Annotated in this window: 15 protein-coding genes and 2 pseudogenes; 5 read left to right on the top strand and 12 right to left on the bottom strand. The window is 63.9% G+C overall.

Annotation, left to right across the window (positions count from 1 at the left end; translation table 11 throughout):
• Positions 1–11: 11 nt before the first annotated feature.
• Entirely contained in the window at positions 12–911 is a 900-nt protein-coding gene (gene argB / locus ACO1XS_RS00615) for an acetylglutamate kinase (protein WP_173255834.1), read from the bottom strand.
• Between the two features lie 209 nt (positions 912–1,120).
• Here argB and ACO1XS_RS00620 point away from each other — a divergent pair, with 209 nt between their 5' ends.
• The 4 genes from ACO1XS_RS00620 to ACO1XS_RS00635 are packed head-to-tail and all read left to right on the top strand — an operon-like array spanning position 1,121 to position 3,447.
• A complete protein-coding gene (locus ACO1XS_RS00620) occupies positions 1,121–1,357 on the top strand; it encodes a cysteine-rich CWC family protein (RefSeq protein ID WP_486389798.1) in 237 nt (78 codons plus the stop codon).
• Between the two features lie 8 nt (positions 1,358–1,365).
• Positions 1,366–2,631 carry an ATP-binding protein gene (locus ACO1XS_RS00625; protein ID WP_331571186.1) on the top strand — a complete coding sequence of 422 codons (1,266 nt, stop codon included), beginning with the start codon at positions 1,366–1,368 and terminating at the stop codon, positions 2,629–2,631.
• Positions 2,628–3,170: a response regulator transcription factor gene (locus ACO1XS_RS00630; protein ID WP_331571184.1), complete on the top strand. Its 543-nt coding sequence runs from the start codon at positions 2,628–2,630 to the stop codon at positions 3,168–3,170. The genes ACO1XS_RS00625 and ACO1XS_RS00630 overlap by 4 nt, the downstream gene beginning before the upstream one ends.
• 43 nt (positions 3,171–3,213) lie before the next feature.
• Positions 3,214–3,447 carry a hypothetical protein gene (locus tag ACO1XS_RS00635; protein ID WP_486389799.1) on the top strand — a complete coding sequence of 78 codons (234 nt, stop codon included), beginning with the start codon at positions 3,214–3,216 and terminating at the stop codon, positions 3,445–3,447.
• 121 nt (positions 3,448–3,568) lie between these two features.
• On the opposite strand, the gene ACO1XS_RS00640 is transcribed toward ACO1XS_RS00635, so the two are convergent.
• The 11 genes and pseudogenes from ACO1XS_RS00640 to ACO1XS_RS00690 all read right to left on the bottom strand — a co-directional run bounded on the left by ACO1XS_RS00640 (position 3,569) and on the right by ACO1XS_RS00690 (position 14,835).
• Positions 3,569–5,302 (bottom strand): carboxylesterase/lipase family protein, encoded by a 1,734-nt coding sequence (locus ACO1XS_RS00640; RefSeq protein ID WP_486389800.1) that lies wholly within the window; start codon positions 5,300–5,302, stop codon positions 3,569–3,571.
• Positions 5,303–5,498: 196 nt separating this feature from the next.
• Positions 5,499–6,836, bottom strand: a complete 1,338-nt coding sequence (gene hslU, locus ACO1XS_RS00645) for an ATP-dependent protease ATPase subunit HslU (RefSeq protein ID WP_331567864.1) — start codon at positions 6,834–6,836, stop codon at positions 5,499–5,501.
• Positions 6,837–6,843: 7 nt separating this feature from the next.
• On the bottom strand, positions 6,844–7,380 hold the full coding sequence (gene hslV / locus ACO1XS_RS00650; protein ID WP_331567863.1) for an ATP-dependent protease subunit HslV: 537 nt from the start codon (positions 7,378–7,380) through the stop codon (positions 6,844–6,846).
• A gap of 379 nt (positions 7,381–7,759) precedes the next feature.
• Positions 7,760–8,179 (bottom strand): RNA polymerase-binding protein DksA, encoded by a 420-nt coding sequence (gene dksA, locus ACO1XS_RS00655; protein ID WP_173255829.1) that lies wholly within the window; start codon positions 8,177–8,179, stop codon positions 7,760–7,762.
• A gap of 503 nt (positions 8,180–8,682) precedes the next feature.
• Entirely contained in the window at positions 8,683–9,756 is a 1,074-nt protein-coding gene (locus tag ACO1XS_RS00660) for a CobW family GTP-binding protein (protein ID WP_486389801.1), read from the bottom strand.
• A 130-nt stretch (positions 9,757–9,886) separates the two neighbouring features.
• Positions 9,887–10,717, bottom strand: a pseudogene (locus ACO1XS_RS00665) (class I SAM-dependent rRNA methyltransferase); the annotation flags it as partial.
• A 102-nt stretch (positions 10,718–10,819) separates the two neighbouring features.
• Positions 10,820–11,173 (bottom strand): annotated as a pseudogene (locus tag ACO1XS_RS00670) (23S rRNA (cytosine(1962)-C(5))-methyltransferase RlmI); the annotation flags it as partial.
• 105 nt (positions 11,174–11,278) lie between these two features.
• Complete coding sequence (gene xerC / locus ACO1XS_RS00675) at positions 11,279–12,208, bottom strand: tyrosine recombinase XerC (protein ID WP_331567860.1); 930 nt, start codon at positions 12,206–12,208, stop codon at positions 11,279–11,281.
• Between the two features lie 41 nt (positions 12,209–12,249).
• Positions 12,250–12,975 carry a DUF484 family protein gene (locus tag ACO1XS_RS00680; protein WP_486389802.1) on the bottom strand — a complete coding sequence of 242 codons (726 nt, stop codon included), beginning with the start codon at positions 12,973–12,975 and terminating at the stop codon, positions 12,250–12,252.
• Between the two features lie 59 nt (positions 12,976–13,034).
• Positions 13,035–13,901, bottom strand: coding sequence for a diaminopimelate epimerase (gene dapF, locus ACO1XS_RS00685; protein ID WP_331567858.1), 867 nt, complete (start codon positions 13,899–13,901; stop codon positions 13,035–13,037).
• A 49-nt stretch (positions 13,902–13,950) separates the two neighbouring features.
• Entirely contained in the window at positions 13,951–14,835 is an 885-nt protein-coding gene (locus ACO1XS_RS00690) for a lipid A biosynthesis lauroyl acyltransferase (protein WP_486389803.1), read from the bottom strand.
• Between the two features lie 323 nt (positions 14,836–15,158).
• Between ACO1XS_RS00690 and metK the strand changes: the two genes are divergently transcribed.
• The gene (gene metK / locus ACO1XS_RS00695; RefSeq protein ID WP_331567856.1) at positions 15,159–16,346 is read left to right on the top strand and encodes a methionine adenosyltransferase; all 1,188 of its coding nucleotides are present in this window, start codon (positions 15,159–15,161) and stop codon (positions 16,344–16,346) included.
• Positions 16,347–16,351: the final 5 nt, after the last annotated feature.

Below are 16,351 nucleotides of genomic sequence, written 5' to 3' on the forward strand. Positions count from 1 at the left end.
CGCTCGTGGCCTCAGTGAGAGCGGATCATCGTGCCGAACGGCTGCTCGGTCAGAATTTCCAGCAGCACCGAGTGCTCGATCCGGCCGTCGATGATGTGTACCGAGCGCACACCGCTTTTAGCGGCGTCGAGCGCCGAGGCGATCTTCGGCAGCATGCCGCCCGAGATCGTGCCGTCGGCGAAAAGCGCGTCGATCTCGCGTGCCGAAAGATCGGTCAGCAGATTGCCGGCCTTGTCCATGACGCCGGGGATGTTCGTCATCATGACGAGCTTTTCGGCATTGAGCACGACGGCCAGCTTGCCGGCCACGAGGTCCGCGTTGATGTTGTACGACAGGCCGTCCTCGCCGAAGCCGATCGGCGAAATGACGGGGATGAACGCGTCGTCCTGCAGCGCCTTCACGACGGCCGGATTGATCGCCTCCACCTCGCCCACCTGGCCGATATCGACGTACTGCCCGGGATTGTCCCGATCCGGCATCATCAGCTTGCGCGCATGGATGAGGCCGCCGTCCTTGCCTGTCAGACCTACGGCCTGGCCGCCGAAGTGATTGATGAGCGTGACGATGTCCTGCTGGACTTCACCGCCCAGCACCCATTCGACGACTTCCATCGTTTCTTCGTCGGTCACCCGCATGCCCTGGATGAACGTGCCTTGCTTGCCGATCTTCTTGAGCGCCTGATCGATCTGGGGGCCGCCGCCGTGCACGATGACGGGATTGATGCCGACAAGTTTGAGCAAGATCACATCGCGTGCGAATCCTTGCTTTAACCTCTCTTCCGTCATCGCATTGCCGCCGTATTTGATGACGACGGTCTTGCCGTGGTACTGACGGATATAAGGCAGGGCCTCGGCCAGTATTTCGGCTTTCAGTGTAGGCGCGATCTGGGCGAGGTCGTGAGGCTCGGACATGGCGGCAAGCTCGGCAGGCAACAGGGGTTCGAACGAGTGGGACAGGCGAAAACAGGCCGAATTGTACAGGACTGGTGCTATGTTCCGCGGTTTTTGGTCGCAGGTCCCACGGCCGCATGCGGCTTGGCGGGAGGGCACGCATGCGCCGTGCCGGGAACGCTGGCATGATGCACTTGTCGTCCATGTTTGGTTTTTTGCGGGCAATCGTCATGAGCCGTTCTCAGCACAAATCGCCCGAGTGCCCGGCGGCGCGCCCTGCCCGGTGTCCCCGGTGCGGTACGCCGTTCGATTGCGGCCGCGATGCGAAGCCCCTCGAGTGCTGGTGTGCTTCGCTGCCGCCGGTGGCGGCCGAGCGGCTCGTACCGGGGTGTGGGTGCCTGTGCCCGCGGTGTCTCGCCGAAGCGAGCGCGCCGCGCTGCCCGCCCACGCCTGCGTTTCCCGACTGAGTCTTTCGATGCACCGAATCACCAATACCGGCCGCGTGAACCTGGCCCATCTGTTCTGGCTTCGCTCGCTGGCCATCATCGGCCAGCTTGCGACGATCGCCGTCGTCGAGCAGTTCTTCGGCGTCCATCTGCCGCTGCCGGCGATGCTCGCGATCATCGGGCTCGAGGTGCTTTTCAATGCGTTGACCTGGGTTCGCGTCGCCAGCGCCCGGCCGGAAACCGATCTCGAGTTGCTCGGCCAGCTTTGGGTGGATCTCGCGGCGCTTTCGGGGCTGCTCTTTCTGTCGGGCGGCACGACGAATCCATTCGTTTCGCTTTATCTGCCCTCGCTTGCGATCGCCGCCGCCGTGCTGCCCTGGCGACACATGATCTGGCTGGCCATTTTTGCGATGTGTTGCTATGTCGCGCTCGGCTTCGATTCCGTGCCGCTCAATATGGACAACCCGGCCAATCTGTTCGATTACTACCGCGCCGGCATGTGGGTCAACTTCATGGTGAGCGTCGGGCTCATCGCCTGGTTCGTCGCACGCATGTCGAATGCGCTGCGCCAGCGCGACGCCGCGCTCGGCGAGGCGCAGCAGCGGCTCTTGCGCGACGAGCGCGCCGTGGCGCTCGGGGTGCAGGCGGCAACCGTCGCGCACGAGATGGGCACGCCGCTTTCGACGATCGCCATGCTGACCGAGGAGCTGCGCGTGTCAGCCCAGCACGACAAGGGACTCGCGCCCTATGCGCCGGACCTCGATCTGCTGGAGCAGCAGATGATGCTTTGCACGTCGGCGCTCGCACGGCTGCGCAGCCGTGCCTCCGAATCTTCGCATCGCGAAAATCTCGAGCAATGGTTGGGCGGTTTTTCCGAGCAATGGCGCCTGCGCCATCCCCACGTGAAATACGAGCGGCTCGGCGCACCTTGCGCCGAAGCGTGGGTCGACGATACGACGGCCGTTGGGCAGATCCTCACCATCCTTCTCGACAACGCGGCGCGCGTGAGTCGCGACAGCGTGACGCTTGCGGCGATGGTGTCGGCGGGCGTCATTGAATTCGAAGTGCGCGACTGCGGGCCCGGCATCGCGCCCGCGCTGCGTGCGCAACTCGGCGCGACGCCGGTCGATAGCGCCCAAGGCGGTCATGGCGTCGGGCTTTATCTCGCGTTTTCGGCGGCGGCGCGCCTGGGCGGCTCGATCGAGCTGGCCGATGGTGTGCCGCGAGGCACGCGCGCGATTCTGCGTGTGCCCGCCGCCTCTTCTTCATCCGATTCCAGGGAGACCCTACGATGAGCGACACCCCTTTTCTCGTCATCGACGATGACGAAGTATTCTCGGGCATTCTTGCGCGCGGTCTGACGCGTCGCGGCTACGAGGTTCATCAGGCGCATAACGCGCAGGAGGCGATTCACCTTGCCAATGCGCACAAGTTCGATCTGATCACGGTCGATCTGCATCTGGGCGGCGATTCCGGCTTGAACCTCGTCGCGCCGCTGCGCGAGCTTCAGCCCGACGCGCGCATGCTGGTGCTGACCGGCTATGCGAGCATCGCTACGGCTGTGCAGGCGGTCAAGGACGGGGCAGACAATTACCTTGCGAAGCCGGCCAATATCGAGTCGATCTTGAGCGCGCTGAAGGAAGAAGCGAGCGTCGAGCAGGCGGAAGCGGCACTCGAAAGCCCGGCGCTGCTTTCGGTGGCGCGGCTCGAATGGGAGCATATTCAGCGCGCGCTGGCCGAGAACGGCGGCAACATTTCGGCCACGGCGAGGGCGCTCAATATGCATCGGCGGACGCTGCAAAGGAAGCTGGCAAAGCGGCCGGTGAAGCAGTAGGGCAGTTTGCGACTTGCTCTGGGCGCATGCGAAGGGACCGGCGATGGAGATTTACCGCAACGTGAGCGGCCGATCGGGCGTCGTGTCGTATGAGATCGGCCGGGAGCGCATTGCCGTCGAGTTCGAGGACGGCTGGGTCTACTTGTATACCGCGCAAAGCACAGGCGCGAACGATGTGGCCGAAATGCAGCGCCTCGCGCGCGCCGGCTCGGGACTGAGCACTTACATCAGCCGCTTCGTCAGGGAGCGATATGCGCGCAAGTATCGCCGCGATTGAAGAAGAAGCATGAGCGGCAAAGCTGCCGCAGGGCTGCGGTGGGCGTCGACCCGCTCGTCGACGCCCGGTCCGGTGCAGCCGTTGTTGAATGACGGCTGCGCTACAGGATGACAGACGCCTGCTATTGAGGGATGGGAAGCGCGAAGTCGTTCAATTGCCCGCTTTCCACGAGGCGCTGGATCAACCCTTGCCGCGGTGCGCTGCGATCCCACGAAGCATGGGTGTTCTCCCCGATGATCTGCTGCAACATCCCGCGATTATCGGTACGAACGGCGCCCCAATCCGGCACGGAGCCCGCCGTGGCCACTACGCCTTGTTCCGTTGCCGCCGCGCCTGACGCTGCACCGTTCGGATTGCCCGTCTTCACGAACTGCTCGATATAACGCGAGAACACGCGTGAAACGTCGTAATCAGCCGCCGTCCACGCGTACTGCCGCAAGTGTTCCAGGTTGCCGAGCGAGTAGGCCACCTGCGCGTTATGCGCCGCTCCGGGCGCGGGTTGGTCCGGCTGAGCAGGCTCGGACGACGCTTTCAGCTCCGGTGGCAGAGGTTGGGTGTAGCGGTAATAGAAGACGGGCGACTGGCCCGTCTGCCGATGATGATCCATCCACCGCCACGTACTGTGGTTGACGAACAGATCCCCTGCCAGCGCGGCCGCCGCATGCTTGACCTCTTCCGTGTCGTTGCCGGGGTAATGCGCAAGGACCTCTTCCGCGTGATCCTTGAAGTGCGTTTGAATCGCTTCCCGCCAAGCCTCCGGCGTGGGGGCCGCTTTGCCGAGCAGCGCCGTGAAAGGCTGTTCCTGGGCGTTCGATCCCACGAGCAGCGGCACCTGCGCTTGCCCGCCGCTGGCGAACACCTGTTCGGGCGACGCAGGCAGGAAGTGGCCATCGACATGCGGCCAGAAAATCGCCGAGCCCGGCGCGAACTTGAGCTGGGTGGACGCCGTCAGCAGCGTGCGTGCCGGCAAAGAGCGCAGTTGCTGCTGCGATGTTGCGCCGACGCGCGTCGAGAACTGAGTCGCCGCCGCGACTGCCTGCTCCCGCGCCCACAGGCGGTTCGGCGCGAATGCGCCGCCGCTTTCGCCGATGGCTCCGGCAAAGAGCCCGCGCGAGAGCGGCGAGACCATGTGAGCGCTGACCGCGACCGAGCCGGCCGAATTGCCGGCGATCGTCACTTTCGTCGGATCGCCGCCGAACTGCGCGATATTGTCCCGTACCCAGCGCAGTGCGGCGACTTGGTCGAGGAGACCGTAGTTGCCGATCGCACCGTTCGAGGATTCCGTTGCGGCATCGGGCGATGCCAGGAATCCGAATACACCGAGCCGGTAGTTGACCGTCACCGCGATGACGCCGCGCGAAGCCATGGCCGTGCCGTCATAGCGAGGCTCCGAGCCATCTCCCGAGACGAATCCACCGCCGTGAAAATAGACGAGTACGGGCAGTTTGGCGTCCGCATTGCTCGCCGGCGTCCAGACGTTCAGGTAGAGGCAATCTTCGCTCATCTCCTTCGAGCGGAAATCCGGCTTGGCGGCCCCGGTCACAGGCGCCTGCATGCAACGAGGCCCGAACTGCCGGGCTTTCAATGCGCCAGCCCAGCGTGCGACGGGCTGCGGCTCGCGAAAGCGGAACTCGCCGACGGGCGGTGCCGCATACGGAATTCCGCGAAACACGCGGATGTCTTTATGCTGACCACGCATCTTGATGCCTTCGACGACGCCGTCGGTCAGCCGGACTTCGGGGGCTAGTGGCGCGCGGGCGGCATGAGCGCCGGGAGCGATGCACAAGAGAGAGCCGCTGGCGGCGAGCGCCGCAACAACGGCACGATGGGTGACACGATCGAACGAAACTCTCACAGTCTTGCCTCCTTTTGTGGTTGAACTGTGGGTCTACGACCCCACCGTTCGGTGGGAGGCTCGATCATTGATGTCGAAATAATCGGGGCTCGTCTCGATTTTTCGAATCAGACGGAATAACGGTGCGGAGGAGCGAGGGGCCGCCGCGTGCCGGCATCGAGGCGGGACGACCGTCGCGGCCATCCCGCCATCCGACTCAAAGCACGTAGCGCGACAAATCTTCGCTTTGCGCTACATCGCCCAGCGCTTTATCGACGTACGCCGCATCGATGCGCACTTTCTTGCCGGTGTGATTGCCGGCCGAGAACGACACGTCCTCGAGCAGCTTTTCGATGACCGTGTAAAGCCGCCGCGCGCCGATGTTCTCCGTGCGCTCGTTCACGGAATACGCGATTTCCGCCATGCGCCGAATGCCGTCCTCGCCGAACTCGAGCTCGACTTCTTCGGTTGCGAGCAGCGCCTGATACTGCTTCACGAGACTCGCGTCGGTGGCCACGAGAATCGATTCGAAATCCTCGACCGACAGCGAATCGAGTTCGACGCGAATCGGAAAACGGCCCTGCAATTCGGGAATCAGGTCGCTCGGCTTCGACAGATGAAATGCGCCGCTCGCGATGAAAAGGATGTGATCGGTCTTGACCATCCCGTAGCGGGTATTGATCGTCGTGCCCTCCACGAGCGGCAACAGGTCGCGCTGCACGCCCTGACGCGACACCTCGCCGCCGCCCACTTCGCCGCGCGAAGCGATCTTGTCGATCTCATCGAGAAACACGATACCGTTTTGCTCGACGTTCTGGACGGCCTTCGCCTTGACTTCTTCCTCGTTGAGCATCTTCGACGCTTCTTCGTCGGTCAGCACCTTCAGCGCTTCCTTGACCTTCAGCTTGCGGCGCGTTTTCTTGCCGCCGCCGAGATTGGCGAACATCGAGCGGATCTGCTCGGTCATGTCCTCCATGCCGGGCGGCCCCATGATGTCCATGCCGACTTGCGGCAGTTCGACGTCGAGCTCGATTTCCTTATCGTCGAGCAACCCTTCGCGCAGCCGTTTGCGGAAGGTTTGGCGCGTGGCGTTGTCTTCACCTGCCTCGCTCGAATGGGAACCGAAACCCACCGGACGCGCGGTGGGCAGCAGGATGTCGAGAACGCGGTCCTCGGCCTGGTCCTGCGCCTTCGAACGCACCTTGCGCATCTCGAATTCGCGCGTCTGCTTCAGCGAGATTTCGATCAGATCGCGCACGATGCTATCCACGTCACGGCCGACATAACCGACCTCCGTGAACTTCGTGGCTTCGATCTTGATGAAGGGCGCGTCGGCCAGTTTGGCCAGCCGCCGCGCAATCTCGGTCTTGCCGACACCCGTCGGCCCGATCATCAGAATGTTCTTGGGCGTGATTTCCTGGCGCAACGGCTCGGCAACCTGCTGACGGCGCCAACGGTTGCGCAGGGCGACAGCGACGGCTTTCTTGGCCTTGTTCTGTCCGATGATGTGCTTGTCGAGCTCCGAGACGATCTCGGCCGGTGTCATAGTGCTCATCGTGTCCTCACTCGATCGTCTCGATGACGCGGTTATGGTTGGTGTAAATACACATGTCGCCCGCGATCGAGAGCGATTTCTCGACGATATCGCGCGGGGACAGATCGGTGTTTTCAGCGAGCGCCCGGGCCGCGGCTTGCGCATAGGCGCCGCCCGAGCCGATCGCGCAAATGCCGCCCTCCGGGTCGAGCACGTCGCCGTTGCCGGTGATGACGAGCGTCGTTTGCGCATCGGCCGTGATAAGCATTGCTTCGAGGCGGCGCAACATGCGATCGGTTCGCCAGTCCTTGGCGAGTTCGACGGCTGAGCGCGTCAGATTGCCCTGGTGTTTTTCGAGCTTCGCCTCGAAGCGGTCCAGCAGCGAAAACGCATCGGCCGTGCCGCCGGCGAAGCCGACGAGCACCTTGTCGTTGTATATGCGCCGGACCTTCCTCGCACCGCCTTTCATGACGATGTTGCCAAGCGTGACCTGGCCGTCGCCGCCGAGCGCGACCTGGCTGCCGCGTCGCACGGAAACGATCGTCGTGCCGTGAAATTGCTCCATTCTCGTTCCTTCAAAAACGTCGAAAGCGCCGCCGGCAAAACGCGCCGGACGGAGGAATCGGGTGGTGGACGAGCTGCGGTCACAACGGCGCCGCGGCTCGCGGATGACGCACGTCGGATTCATTTTAGGGCGAGTGCGGCTTTATCAAGAGCCAAGGCAACAGGTACGTGTGGATTGCCGCCCCGCGGGCGCCGCAACGCGCTTTCGCGCGACATGGCGAGCGGGCGGGCAAAAAGGGGTGTTCTTCAGTAGGAATCGGACTGCGGAAGTGCCGAGGCACTTACCGCGGTCGACAAAGAAAAAGCGCGCGGGATGCCGCGCGCCTCTTCGAAGCAGCGTCAAGACGCGCGGCCTTCATCGCCGCGCGGGTCTGGTCCGGTCAGTCGCCGAACAGCTTTTGGCGCAGCTCGCGGCGCTCTTGCGCCTCGAGCGACAGCGTGGCCGTGGGACGTGCCAGCAACCTCGGAATGCCGATCGGCTCGCCCGTTTCCTCACACCAGCCGTACTCGCCCGTTTCGATGCGCGCGAGCGATTGCTGCACCTTCTTCAGCAGCTTGCGCTCGCGGTCGCGCGTGCGCAGCTCGAGCGCATGCTCTTCCTCGATCGTCGCGCGATCGGCCGGATCCGGCACGATCACCGTTTCGCGCAGGTTCTCCGTTGTCTGGCCGGCATTGCGCAGAATCTCTGCCTGCAGCTGTTCGAGCCGGTTCTTGAAGAAGGCGAGCTGGTCTTCATTCATGTAATCCTTGTCGCTCATCTTCAGGATTTCGGCTTCGGTCAAGAGTCGTTTCGTCGTCATCTGCGTGCTTCTTCAATGTGAGGCAAAACCCATACATATTGCCCGCACTTTCGTGTTGCCCGCAAGCAGCGCACTGTGCGCCACTCGGCATGTCTGGCAGTCGTGACGGCCAGCGCCCGTGCGGGGCCGAACTCCTCTGGAAACCGATCTTTGGATGCACTCCCGTTTCGATGAGGTGTCCCTTGCCGGGCACGCCTTCCTTAGGCGACACCGGCACGAAGCGCCGTGTCGCCCGGGGTTTCGCCCGGCCTTCCGCTTTGTCATTTTCGTTCGGCGTTGCCCGGATCAGGTTTTCCGGCGCCGTTCGCTACGCCCCGCGCGTATGGGGCGCGGGCTTCGCTGCTTACTGGTCAAGGTCCAGCGGGCACGTATTGTAACTGAATCGCCCTTGCGCGCTGCAACAGAGAAAACCCTGCTGCGCGGCCCTATTAGCACGAAAATATAACGCGCGAATTTATAAAAAGCGAACTCCTGGTGCAAGCTGCGAGCGGTATCGTACACGCTCACGCCAAACAGGCATCGAGACCGTCGGTGATCAAGTCCTGCGGCAGATCGATGCCGATGAAGACCATCTTGCTGGTCTTTTTCTCCACCGGCAGCCATTTGGCCGCCAGATCGCTGCCCATCATTTGATGCACGCCCTGGAATACGACCTTGCGGTCCACGCCCTTCATATAGAGCACGCCCTTATAACGCAAAAGCCGCTCGCCGTAGATTTGCAGCACGCCACCGAGAAAATCCTCGAGCTTGTTGGGATCGAAAGGCCGGTCGTTGCGATAGACGAACGATTTGATCCGGTCGTCGTGATGGGCGTGATGATGGTGGTGCCCGTGTTCGTGCCCGTCATGTTCGCACTGGCCATGGTCGTGATCGCAATGGGCATGATCGTGGCCGTCGTGGTCATGATCGTGATGCTCGTGGTCGTCTTCGGCCAGGAAGTCCGGATCGATCTCGAGTTTCGCGTTCAGGTTGAAGCCGCGCAGATCGAAGATCTCCTTGATATCGGCGTCGCCGAAGTTCACGGTTTTGATCGTCGCTTTCGGGTTCATATGAACGAGCCGGTGGCGTAGATCGCCCAGCGTGGCTTCGTCGACGAGATCGGCCTTCGTGAGGAACAGGCGGTCGGCGAAGCCGACCTGGCGTTGCACCACCTCGTGTTCGTTGAGCTGAGCGTTGGCGTGCTTCGCGTCGACGAGGGTGATGATCGCGTCGAGCAGAAACTCGTCGGCAATCTGGGTATCGATGAAAAACGTCTGGGCAACGGGGCCCGGATTGGCGAGACCCGTCGTTTCGATGACGACGCGGTCGAACGAGATCTCGCCCGAACGCTTGCGCTCAGCCAGGTCGCCGAGCGCGCGGGCCAGGTCGCCGCGGATCGTGCAGCAAATGCAGCCGTTGCTCATCTGCACGATTTGTTCGGCTTCGTTCTGTACGAGGATTTCGTTGTCGATGTTCTCTTCGCCGAACTCGTTTTCGATCACGGCGATCTTCATACCATGCTTTTCGCTCAGGATGCGCTTGAGCAACGTGGTTTTGCCGCTGCCGAGAAAGCCGGTCAGGATGGTGACTGGAATCATTGTGACTCGCCTGTTTTTCGATGAAATCGGGGCCGGTACAGCTCGGCACCCTGGCCTGGAAATATTGAAGCATACCTGTCAAGCGGGACGTCCCGCTCGGAGCGCGCTCGCGCGGAACAGATGCGGGCGCTCAGAGAATTTGCAACAGCAGCCCCTTCAGGTATTCGCCCTCCGGAAACGAAGCCAGCAGCGGGTGATCGAGGCCGGTGCCGAGCCGCTTGAGGATTCGGGCATCCACCCGCGCGTCGGACGCGGCGCCGGCGACGATCTTCAGAAACAGCTCAGCATCGATCGCGCCCGAGCACGAGTAGGTGAAAAGCAGCCCGCCCGGGCGCAGCAGGCGGAAACCGGAGAGGTTGATGTCCTTGTATGCGCGCGCCGCCCGGTCGACATGCTCGCGGGCCGGGGCGAACTTCGGCGGATCGAGTACGACGAGGTCGAAGCGCTCGCCTTCGTCGGCCAGACGCCGCAGCGTGCGAAACGCGTCGGCGTCGAGCCACTCGGCGCGTGCGGCGTCGAAGCCGTTCGCCTCCACGTTTGCGCGTGCGAGCGCGAGCGCCTCGCCCGACGAATCGATCGATACGACACGCCGTGCCCCGCCCTTCAGTGCCGCCAGAGAAAAGCCGCCCGTATAGCAAAAACAGTTGAGCACGTCGCGCTCGGCGGAGTACTCCTGCACGAGGGCTCGGCTCTCGCGCTGATCGATATAAAAGCCCGTCTTGTGGCCGTTGCGGACATCGACGCGATAGCGCACGCCGTTTTCGTCGACGATGAGCGTATCGGCGGGCGCGGCGCCCGCGAGGACACCCGTCGTTTGCGCGAGCCCTTCTTTTTCGCGGATCGAGACGTCGGAGCGCTCATAGACGTTGGGGCAGCCCGTTGCGCCCGTGAGAGCGGCGACGATCGCATCTTTCCACGCCTCCACGCCGGCCGCCATGAACTGACAGACGAGCTGGCCATGTGCTGCGGCCTCGTCGCCGGGCAGCGGCAGGTGGCTTGCCCGCGTAGCGAGCGTCGGGTTTGGATCTGCCGGCGCTGGGCCGCCGGCCATTGCCAGATCGGGAACGTAATAGTCGACGATGAGGCCGGGCAGGCCGTCCGCTTCGCCGAAGACGAGCCTGACGGCGCCGGTGTCGGGCACGAACGATCGGCGATGCGCGAGCGCTTGCTGGACGCGGCGCTTGAAAAAGGCGTGATCGATCGGTTCGGCTTCGTCGAAACTCCAGGCGCGCAGGCGGATCTGCGAGTGCGGACTGTAGGCGGCGCGCGCGAGAAAGCGTCCGTCGTGCGCGCGTACGACGACAGTCGCGCCCGAGGCGGGTTTGCCGTCGATCCGCTCGATGGCGTTCGCGTACACCCATGGATGACGGCGCAGCAGCGATCTTTCCTTCGACGGTTTGAGCGTTACGGTATTCATGCGGTATGAGAAACGAGTTGTCGCTGCCGGTTCGGCTGAACCGGCAGGCGAGCCGGGGATCGGGTGTCGACCCGAGCCGCCGCGGCCCATTGCGATCGATTGCAACTAGTCGCGCTTTTTCGCGCGAGGATGCGCTGTGTCATAGACCTGCGCGAGATGCTGAAAATCGAGCGAGGTGTAGATCTGTGTCGCCGCCACGCTCGCATGGCCGAGCAACTCCTGCACGGCACGCAGGTCGCCGCTCGATTGCAGCAGATGCGTTGCAAACGAGTGCCGCAGGACGTGCGGATGGACGTTCGCCGGAATTCCCGCGGTACGGGCGGCGCGCTTGATGCGCTCGCGTACGACGTTCGGCGACATGCGCGCGCCGCGCACCGAAAGAAACAGCGGGTGCGGGTCGTGCCTGACGAACTGCTCGCGCACCGCGAGCCAGGCCTCGAGCGCCTCGATGGCCTTTTTGCCGACGGGTACCGTGCGCTGCCGCTTGCCTTTGCCGAGAACCGTCACTTCAGCGGTATCGAGAGCGAGCCAGCCCGCCGAACGATATCCATCGCCCTCGGCGAACCCGGCATCGAGCCCAACCAGTTCGGCCAAGCGCAATCCCGACGAATAAAAGAGCTCGAGGATCGCATGGTCGCGCAGCCCCTCGCCGCTTTCGGGCGAGGCGGCTTCCATCAGCGCGTTGGCGTCGTCGACGGACAGCGCTTTAGGCAGGCGCTTCGGCTGCTTTGGCGCACGTACCGTTGCTACCGGGTTCGCCGGCAAGTCGACGCGTTCCGCGAGCCATCGGTAAAACGCGCGCCAGGCCGACAGCCGATGCGCGATCGAGCGCGCGGACAAGCCGCCGCTATGCGCGCGCGCGACCGCCGAACGGATATCCGTAGCCGAAAGGCTCGCAAGCGGGCGTCCGTTGGCGAGCGCGGTCAAGCCCTCAAGCTCGTGCGTATAGCTGCGCAGCGTGTGCTCGGACAGGCGCCGTCCATGAGCGAGGCTCGCGAGGTAGGCGGCGATCAGGTCCGTATCGGCCGGCTGCATGGCGTTTCGCGGGGATGGTCTGGATGCGGCTGGCAGCCGACTCAGCGGGCAAGCAGGCGGCTCGTCGCGGCACTCGCGAGCGTGCCGATCTGCATGAGGAAGTCCGTCGCCATGCCTTCGTGAAAGCGGCGCGGATCGGGCGAGCCCATGACGAGCAGGCCGAAGGCGGGCGCACTTTCATCGGCCTGCGGATCGCGCAGCGCAAGCAGCACGACCGACTGGATGCCGCCTGCTTCGCCCGGGGGCGTGCCGGCTTCTTCGGCCGAAGCGGGGGCGCTCGGCTGCGCGCCCGCGCCGAGCCACTGGGCGGCTTCGAAACCGGTATTCGCTCCGCAGTACGGGGCGCCCAGACTGTTGGCGAAGATGCGGACTTCTTCACCTACCTGACGGGCGAACTCGGCCTGCGTGTAGACATCGGCCACGTCCCAGAGGCGCAAGGACGCGTGCGGAACGTCGAAGACCTCCGTGAGCCCATGCGTGACGGTACGCGGCAGCGCGTGGGGATCGCGCTCGGCGATGACGCGTGCGGTCCAATGGTTGAACTTCGCGGCGATGCTGTCGTTCTCGTGCCCGTAGCGCAGCAACTCGGCCAGGCGCCTTTCGAGCAGCTTGTTCTTTTCGCGCAGCATTTCCATCTGCCGCTCTTGCAGCGACACGGCGGCTTTGCCATGCGGGTTCGCGAGTCGCACCGCGGCGAGCAGCTCGGCGTGTTGCACGAAAAATTCGGGATTGGCGAGCAGGTATTCGGCGACTTCGCGATCGTTCATGGTGTGAGCGTTTTGGGCGGATAAGTGAGCGGCAAGCGCGCGGACGGTGGGGTGGGTTCTCAGTCGGCCAATTCGATCTCGCCGCGAAAGACGGTCACGGCCGGGCCGGCCATCGTCAGCGCGGACGTTTCATCGCGCGCCCCGTCCCAGGCGATGGTCAGCGTGCCGCCGTGCGTGCGCACCAGCACCGGCGAGTCGAGCCGATGGCGCCGAATGCCGGCGGCAACGGCTGCGCAAGCACCCGTGCCGCAGGCGAGCGTCTCCCCGGCGCCGCGCTCGAACACGCGCAACGCGATTTCATGGCGCGAGACGATCTGCATGAAGCCGGCGTTGACGCGCTGCGGGAAGCGCGCGTGCCGTTCCAGCGCGGGACCGACCGACGAAACAGGGTAGGCCTCGACGTCGTCGACGATCGTCACGGCGTGTGGGTTGCCCATGGAGACCACGGAGACTTCGAGCGGCTCGCCGGCCGCCTCGAGCGGCCAGAGTGCGTCGGCACCCTCGGTGCGCGCGGCGAGGCCTTGGGTATCGAACGGCACGCGCGCCGGATCGAAGACGGGGCGACCCATGTCGACGACGACTTCGCCGTTGTCCTGCATCGTCAACGTGATCATTCCGCCGTGTACTTCGACGCGCACGCTGCGCTTATCGGTGAGCCCGGCGTCGCGCACGAACTTGACGAAGCAGCGCGCGCCGTTGCCGCAATGTTCGACTTCACCGCCGTCGCAATTGAAGATGCGGTATTTGAAATCGGCCCCGGCCGCGCTCGGCCGCTCGACGAGCAGCAGCTGATCGGCGCCGACGCCGAAATGGCGATCGGCCAGCGCGCGCACCTGTTCGCTCGTCAGCGAGAGCGGGCGGCTGTAGCCGTCGAGCACGACGAAGTCGTTGCCCGCGCCCTGCATCTTGGTGAATTGAAGTCTCATGATGGGCGTTATTGTAAGCGACGCGCGGCGCGTATCGGGCGACGCCCGATCAGTAGACGCTCGGCATGCCGGGCGGACGCGTCTTGAAGCGTTTGTGAACCCAGTAGTATTGCTCCGGCATCCGCGGAATCTGTTGTTCGAGAAAAGCGTTCATGCGGCGCGCATCGATGTCGTCGTCGCCGCTCGGGTAGTCCTGCCACGGCTCGAAGACCTTGAGCCGGTAGCCCTTGTAGTTCGGCAGCACTTCGCCGATGAACGGCACCACCTGGGCGTGGCCGACCTTGGCGAAGCGGCCGACGGCGGTCAGCGTGCAGGCCGGCACCCCGAAAAACGGCACGAAGGTCGAATTGCGCAGGCCGTAATCCATGTCGGCACCGAGCATGACCGGTTTGCGATCGCGCAGCCAGCGCAGCACCACGCGGGCGCTGTCGGCCCGGCTTGCCATGTCGGCGCCGAAGCGCCCGCGCGCCGCTTTGGCGACGGCCTCGAGTTCGGGGTTCGACATCGGCTGATAGAGCGAGCCGCAACGGCGCCCGAGTGCGTGATTGAGGAAGATCGAGCCCGCCTCGATGCCGACGAAGTGCAAGCCGAGAAAGAGCGTGGGCGGCAGATCGGGATCGGTCAGATCGACGGCGCTGTCGACTTGCACGAGCTTTTCGAGCTTGCTTTGCGAGCCGAACCATTGAACGCTACGCTCGACGTAGCTGCGGATCGCATGGCGGAAATGCTGCTGTGCGATCTGTGCGCGCTTTTCGTCGCTCCACTGCGGAAAGCAAAGCGACAGATTCGTGTGAACGATACGGCGGCGCCGGCTCGGGACCTGATAGAGCAGCCAGCCGAGCCCGTCGCCGAAGCGCGCGACGAGGCCATAAGGCAGAATCGCGAGGAACCTGAGCAAGCCGATGGCGAACTTCGTGCCGATGCGCCTCAACATACGCGTGCTCCAGTCGGCAGCGGGCGCGGCGCATGTCGCGCCGGCGCGAAAGGCGGCATGGTGCCCGATACGAACGACGGGACCGGTGTAAGCGCGCAATGCGGCAAACAGGGGGCACAAGACACGGCAGTTCACTCTGTGACAGGAACGAGAAGTCGCTATAATACGGACTTCGCCGAGTTAATAGACAACTTGCGGGGCGAAGCCGCAGGGGGCACTTAAAGGCCCACTCGCGGTAAGGGAAATCCGCTAAAGCGTCGCCGCTTCAGGCTCCCGGAGCTGGCTACGTGAAATCGACAACCGTAACCAATGGAGTCTGCAACGTGGCAAACGACTACCTCTTCACGTCCGAATCCGTTTCCGAAGGCCATCCCGACAAGGTCGCGGATCAAATTTCGGACGCGATCCTCGACGCCATCTTCACGCAGGACAAATACTCCCGCGTTGCCGCCGAAACGCTCTGCAATACGGGTCTCGTCGTACTGGCCGGCGAAATCACGACGACGGCCAATGTGGATTACATTCAAGTCGCGCGTGATACGATCAAACGTATCGGCTACGACAACACGGACTACGGCATCGATTATCGCGGGTGCGCGGTGCTGGTTGCCTATGACAAGCAATCTCCCGATATCGCGCAGGGCGTCGATCGCGCGCACGATGACAACCTCGATCAAGGCGCAGGCGACCAAGGTCTGATGTTCGGCTATGCGTGCGACGAAACGCCCGAGCTGATGCCGTTGCCGATCCACTTGTCGCACCGTCTCGTCGAGCGTCAGGCGAGCCTGCGCCGCGATGGCCGCTTGCCGTGGCTGCGTCCCGATGCGAAGTCGCAGGTCACGGTGCGCTATGTCGACGGCAAGGCCCATTCGATCGACACCGTCGTGCTTTCGACGCAGCACGCGCCCGATATCGATTTGTCGATGCTGCGCGAAGCGGTCATCGAAGAAGTGATCAAGCCGACGTTGCCTGCCGAGCTCATCAAGGGCGACATCAAGTTCCTCGTGAATCCGACCGGCAGGTTCGTGATCGGCGGCCCACAAGGTGACTGCGGCCTCACGGGCCGCAAGATCATCGTCGATACCTATGGCGGCGCGGCGCCCCACGGTGGCGGCGCGTTCTCCGGCAAGGATCCGTCGAAGGTCGACCGCTCGGCGGCGTACGCCGGCCGGTACGTGGCGAAGAACATCGTGGCGGCCGGGCTGGCCTCGCGCTGTCTGATCCAGGTGTCGTACGCCATCGGCGTGGCGCAGCCGACTTCGGTGATGGTCAATACGTTCGGCACGGGCCGCGTGTCCGATGCGACGATCACGCAACTCGTGCGCGAGCATTTCGATCTGCGTCCGAAGGGCATCATTCAGATGCTCGATTTGCTGCGCCCCATCTACGAAAAGACGGCGGCTTACGGTCACTTCGGCCGTGAGGAACCCGAATTCACGTGGGAAAGCACGGACAAAGCGCTCGTGCTTGCGCAGGCGGCCGGGACGGAGGCTGTCGCGGCTGTGGCGTAACGCAT

The organism is Trinickia sp. (genome assembly GCF_057351765.1).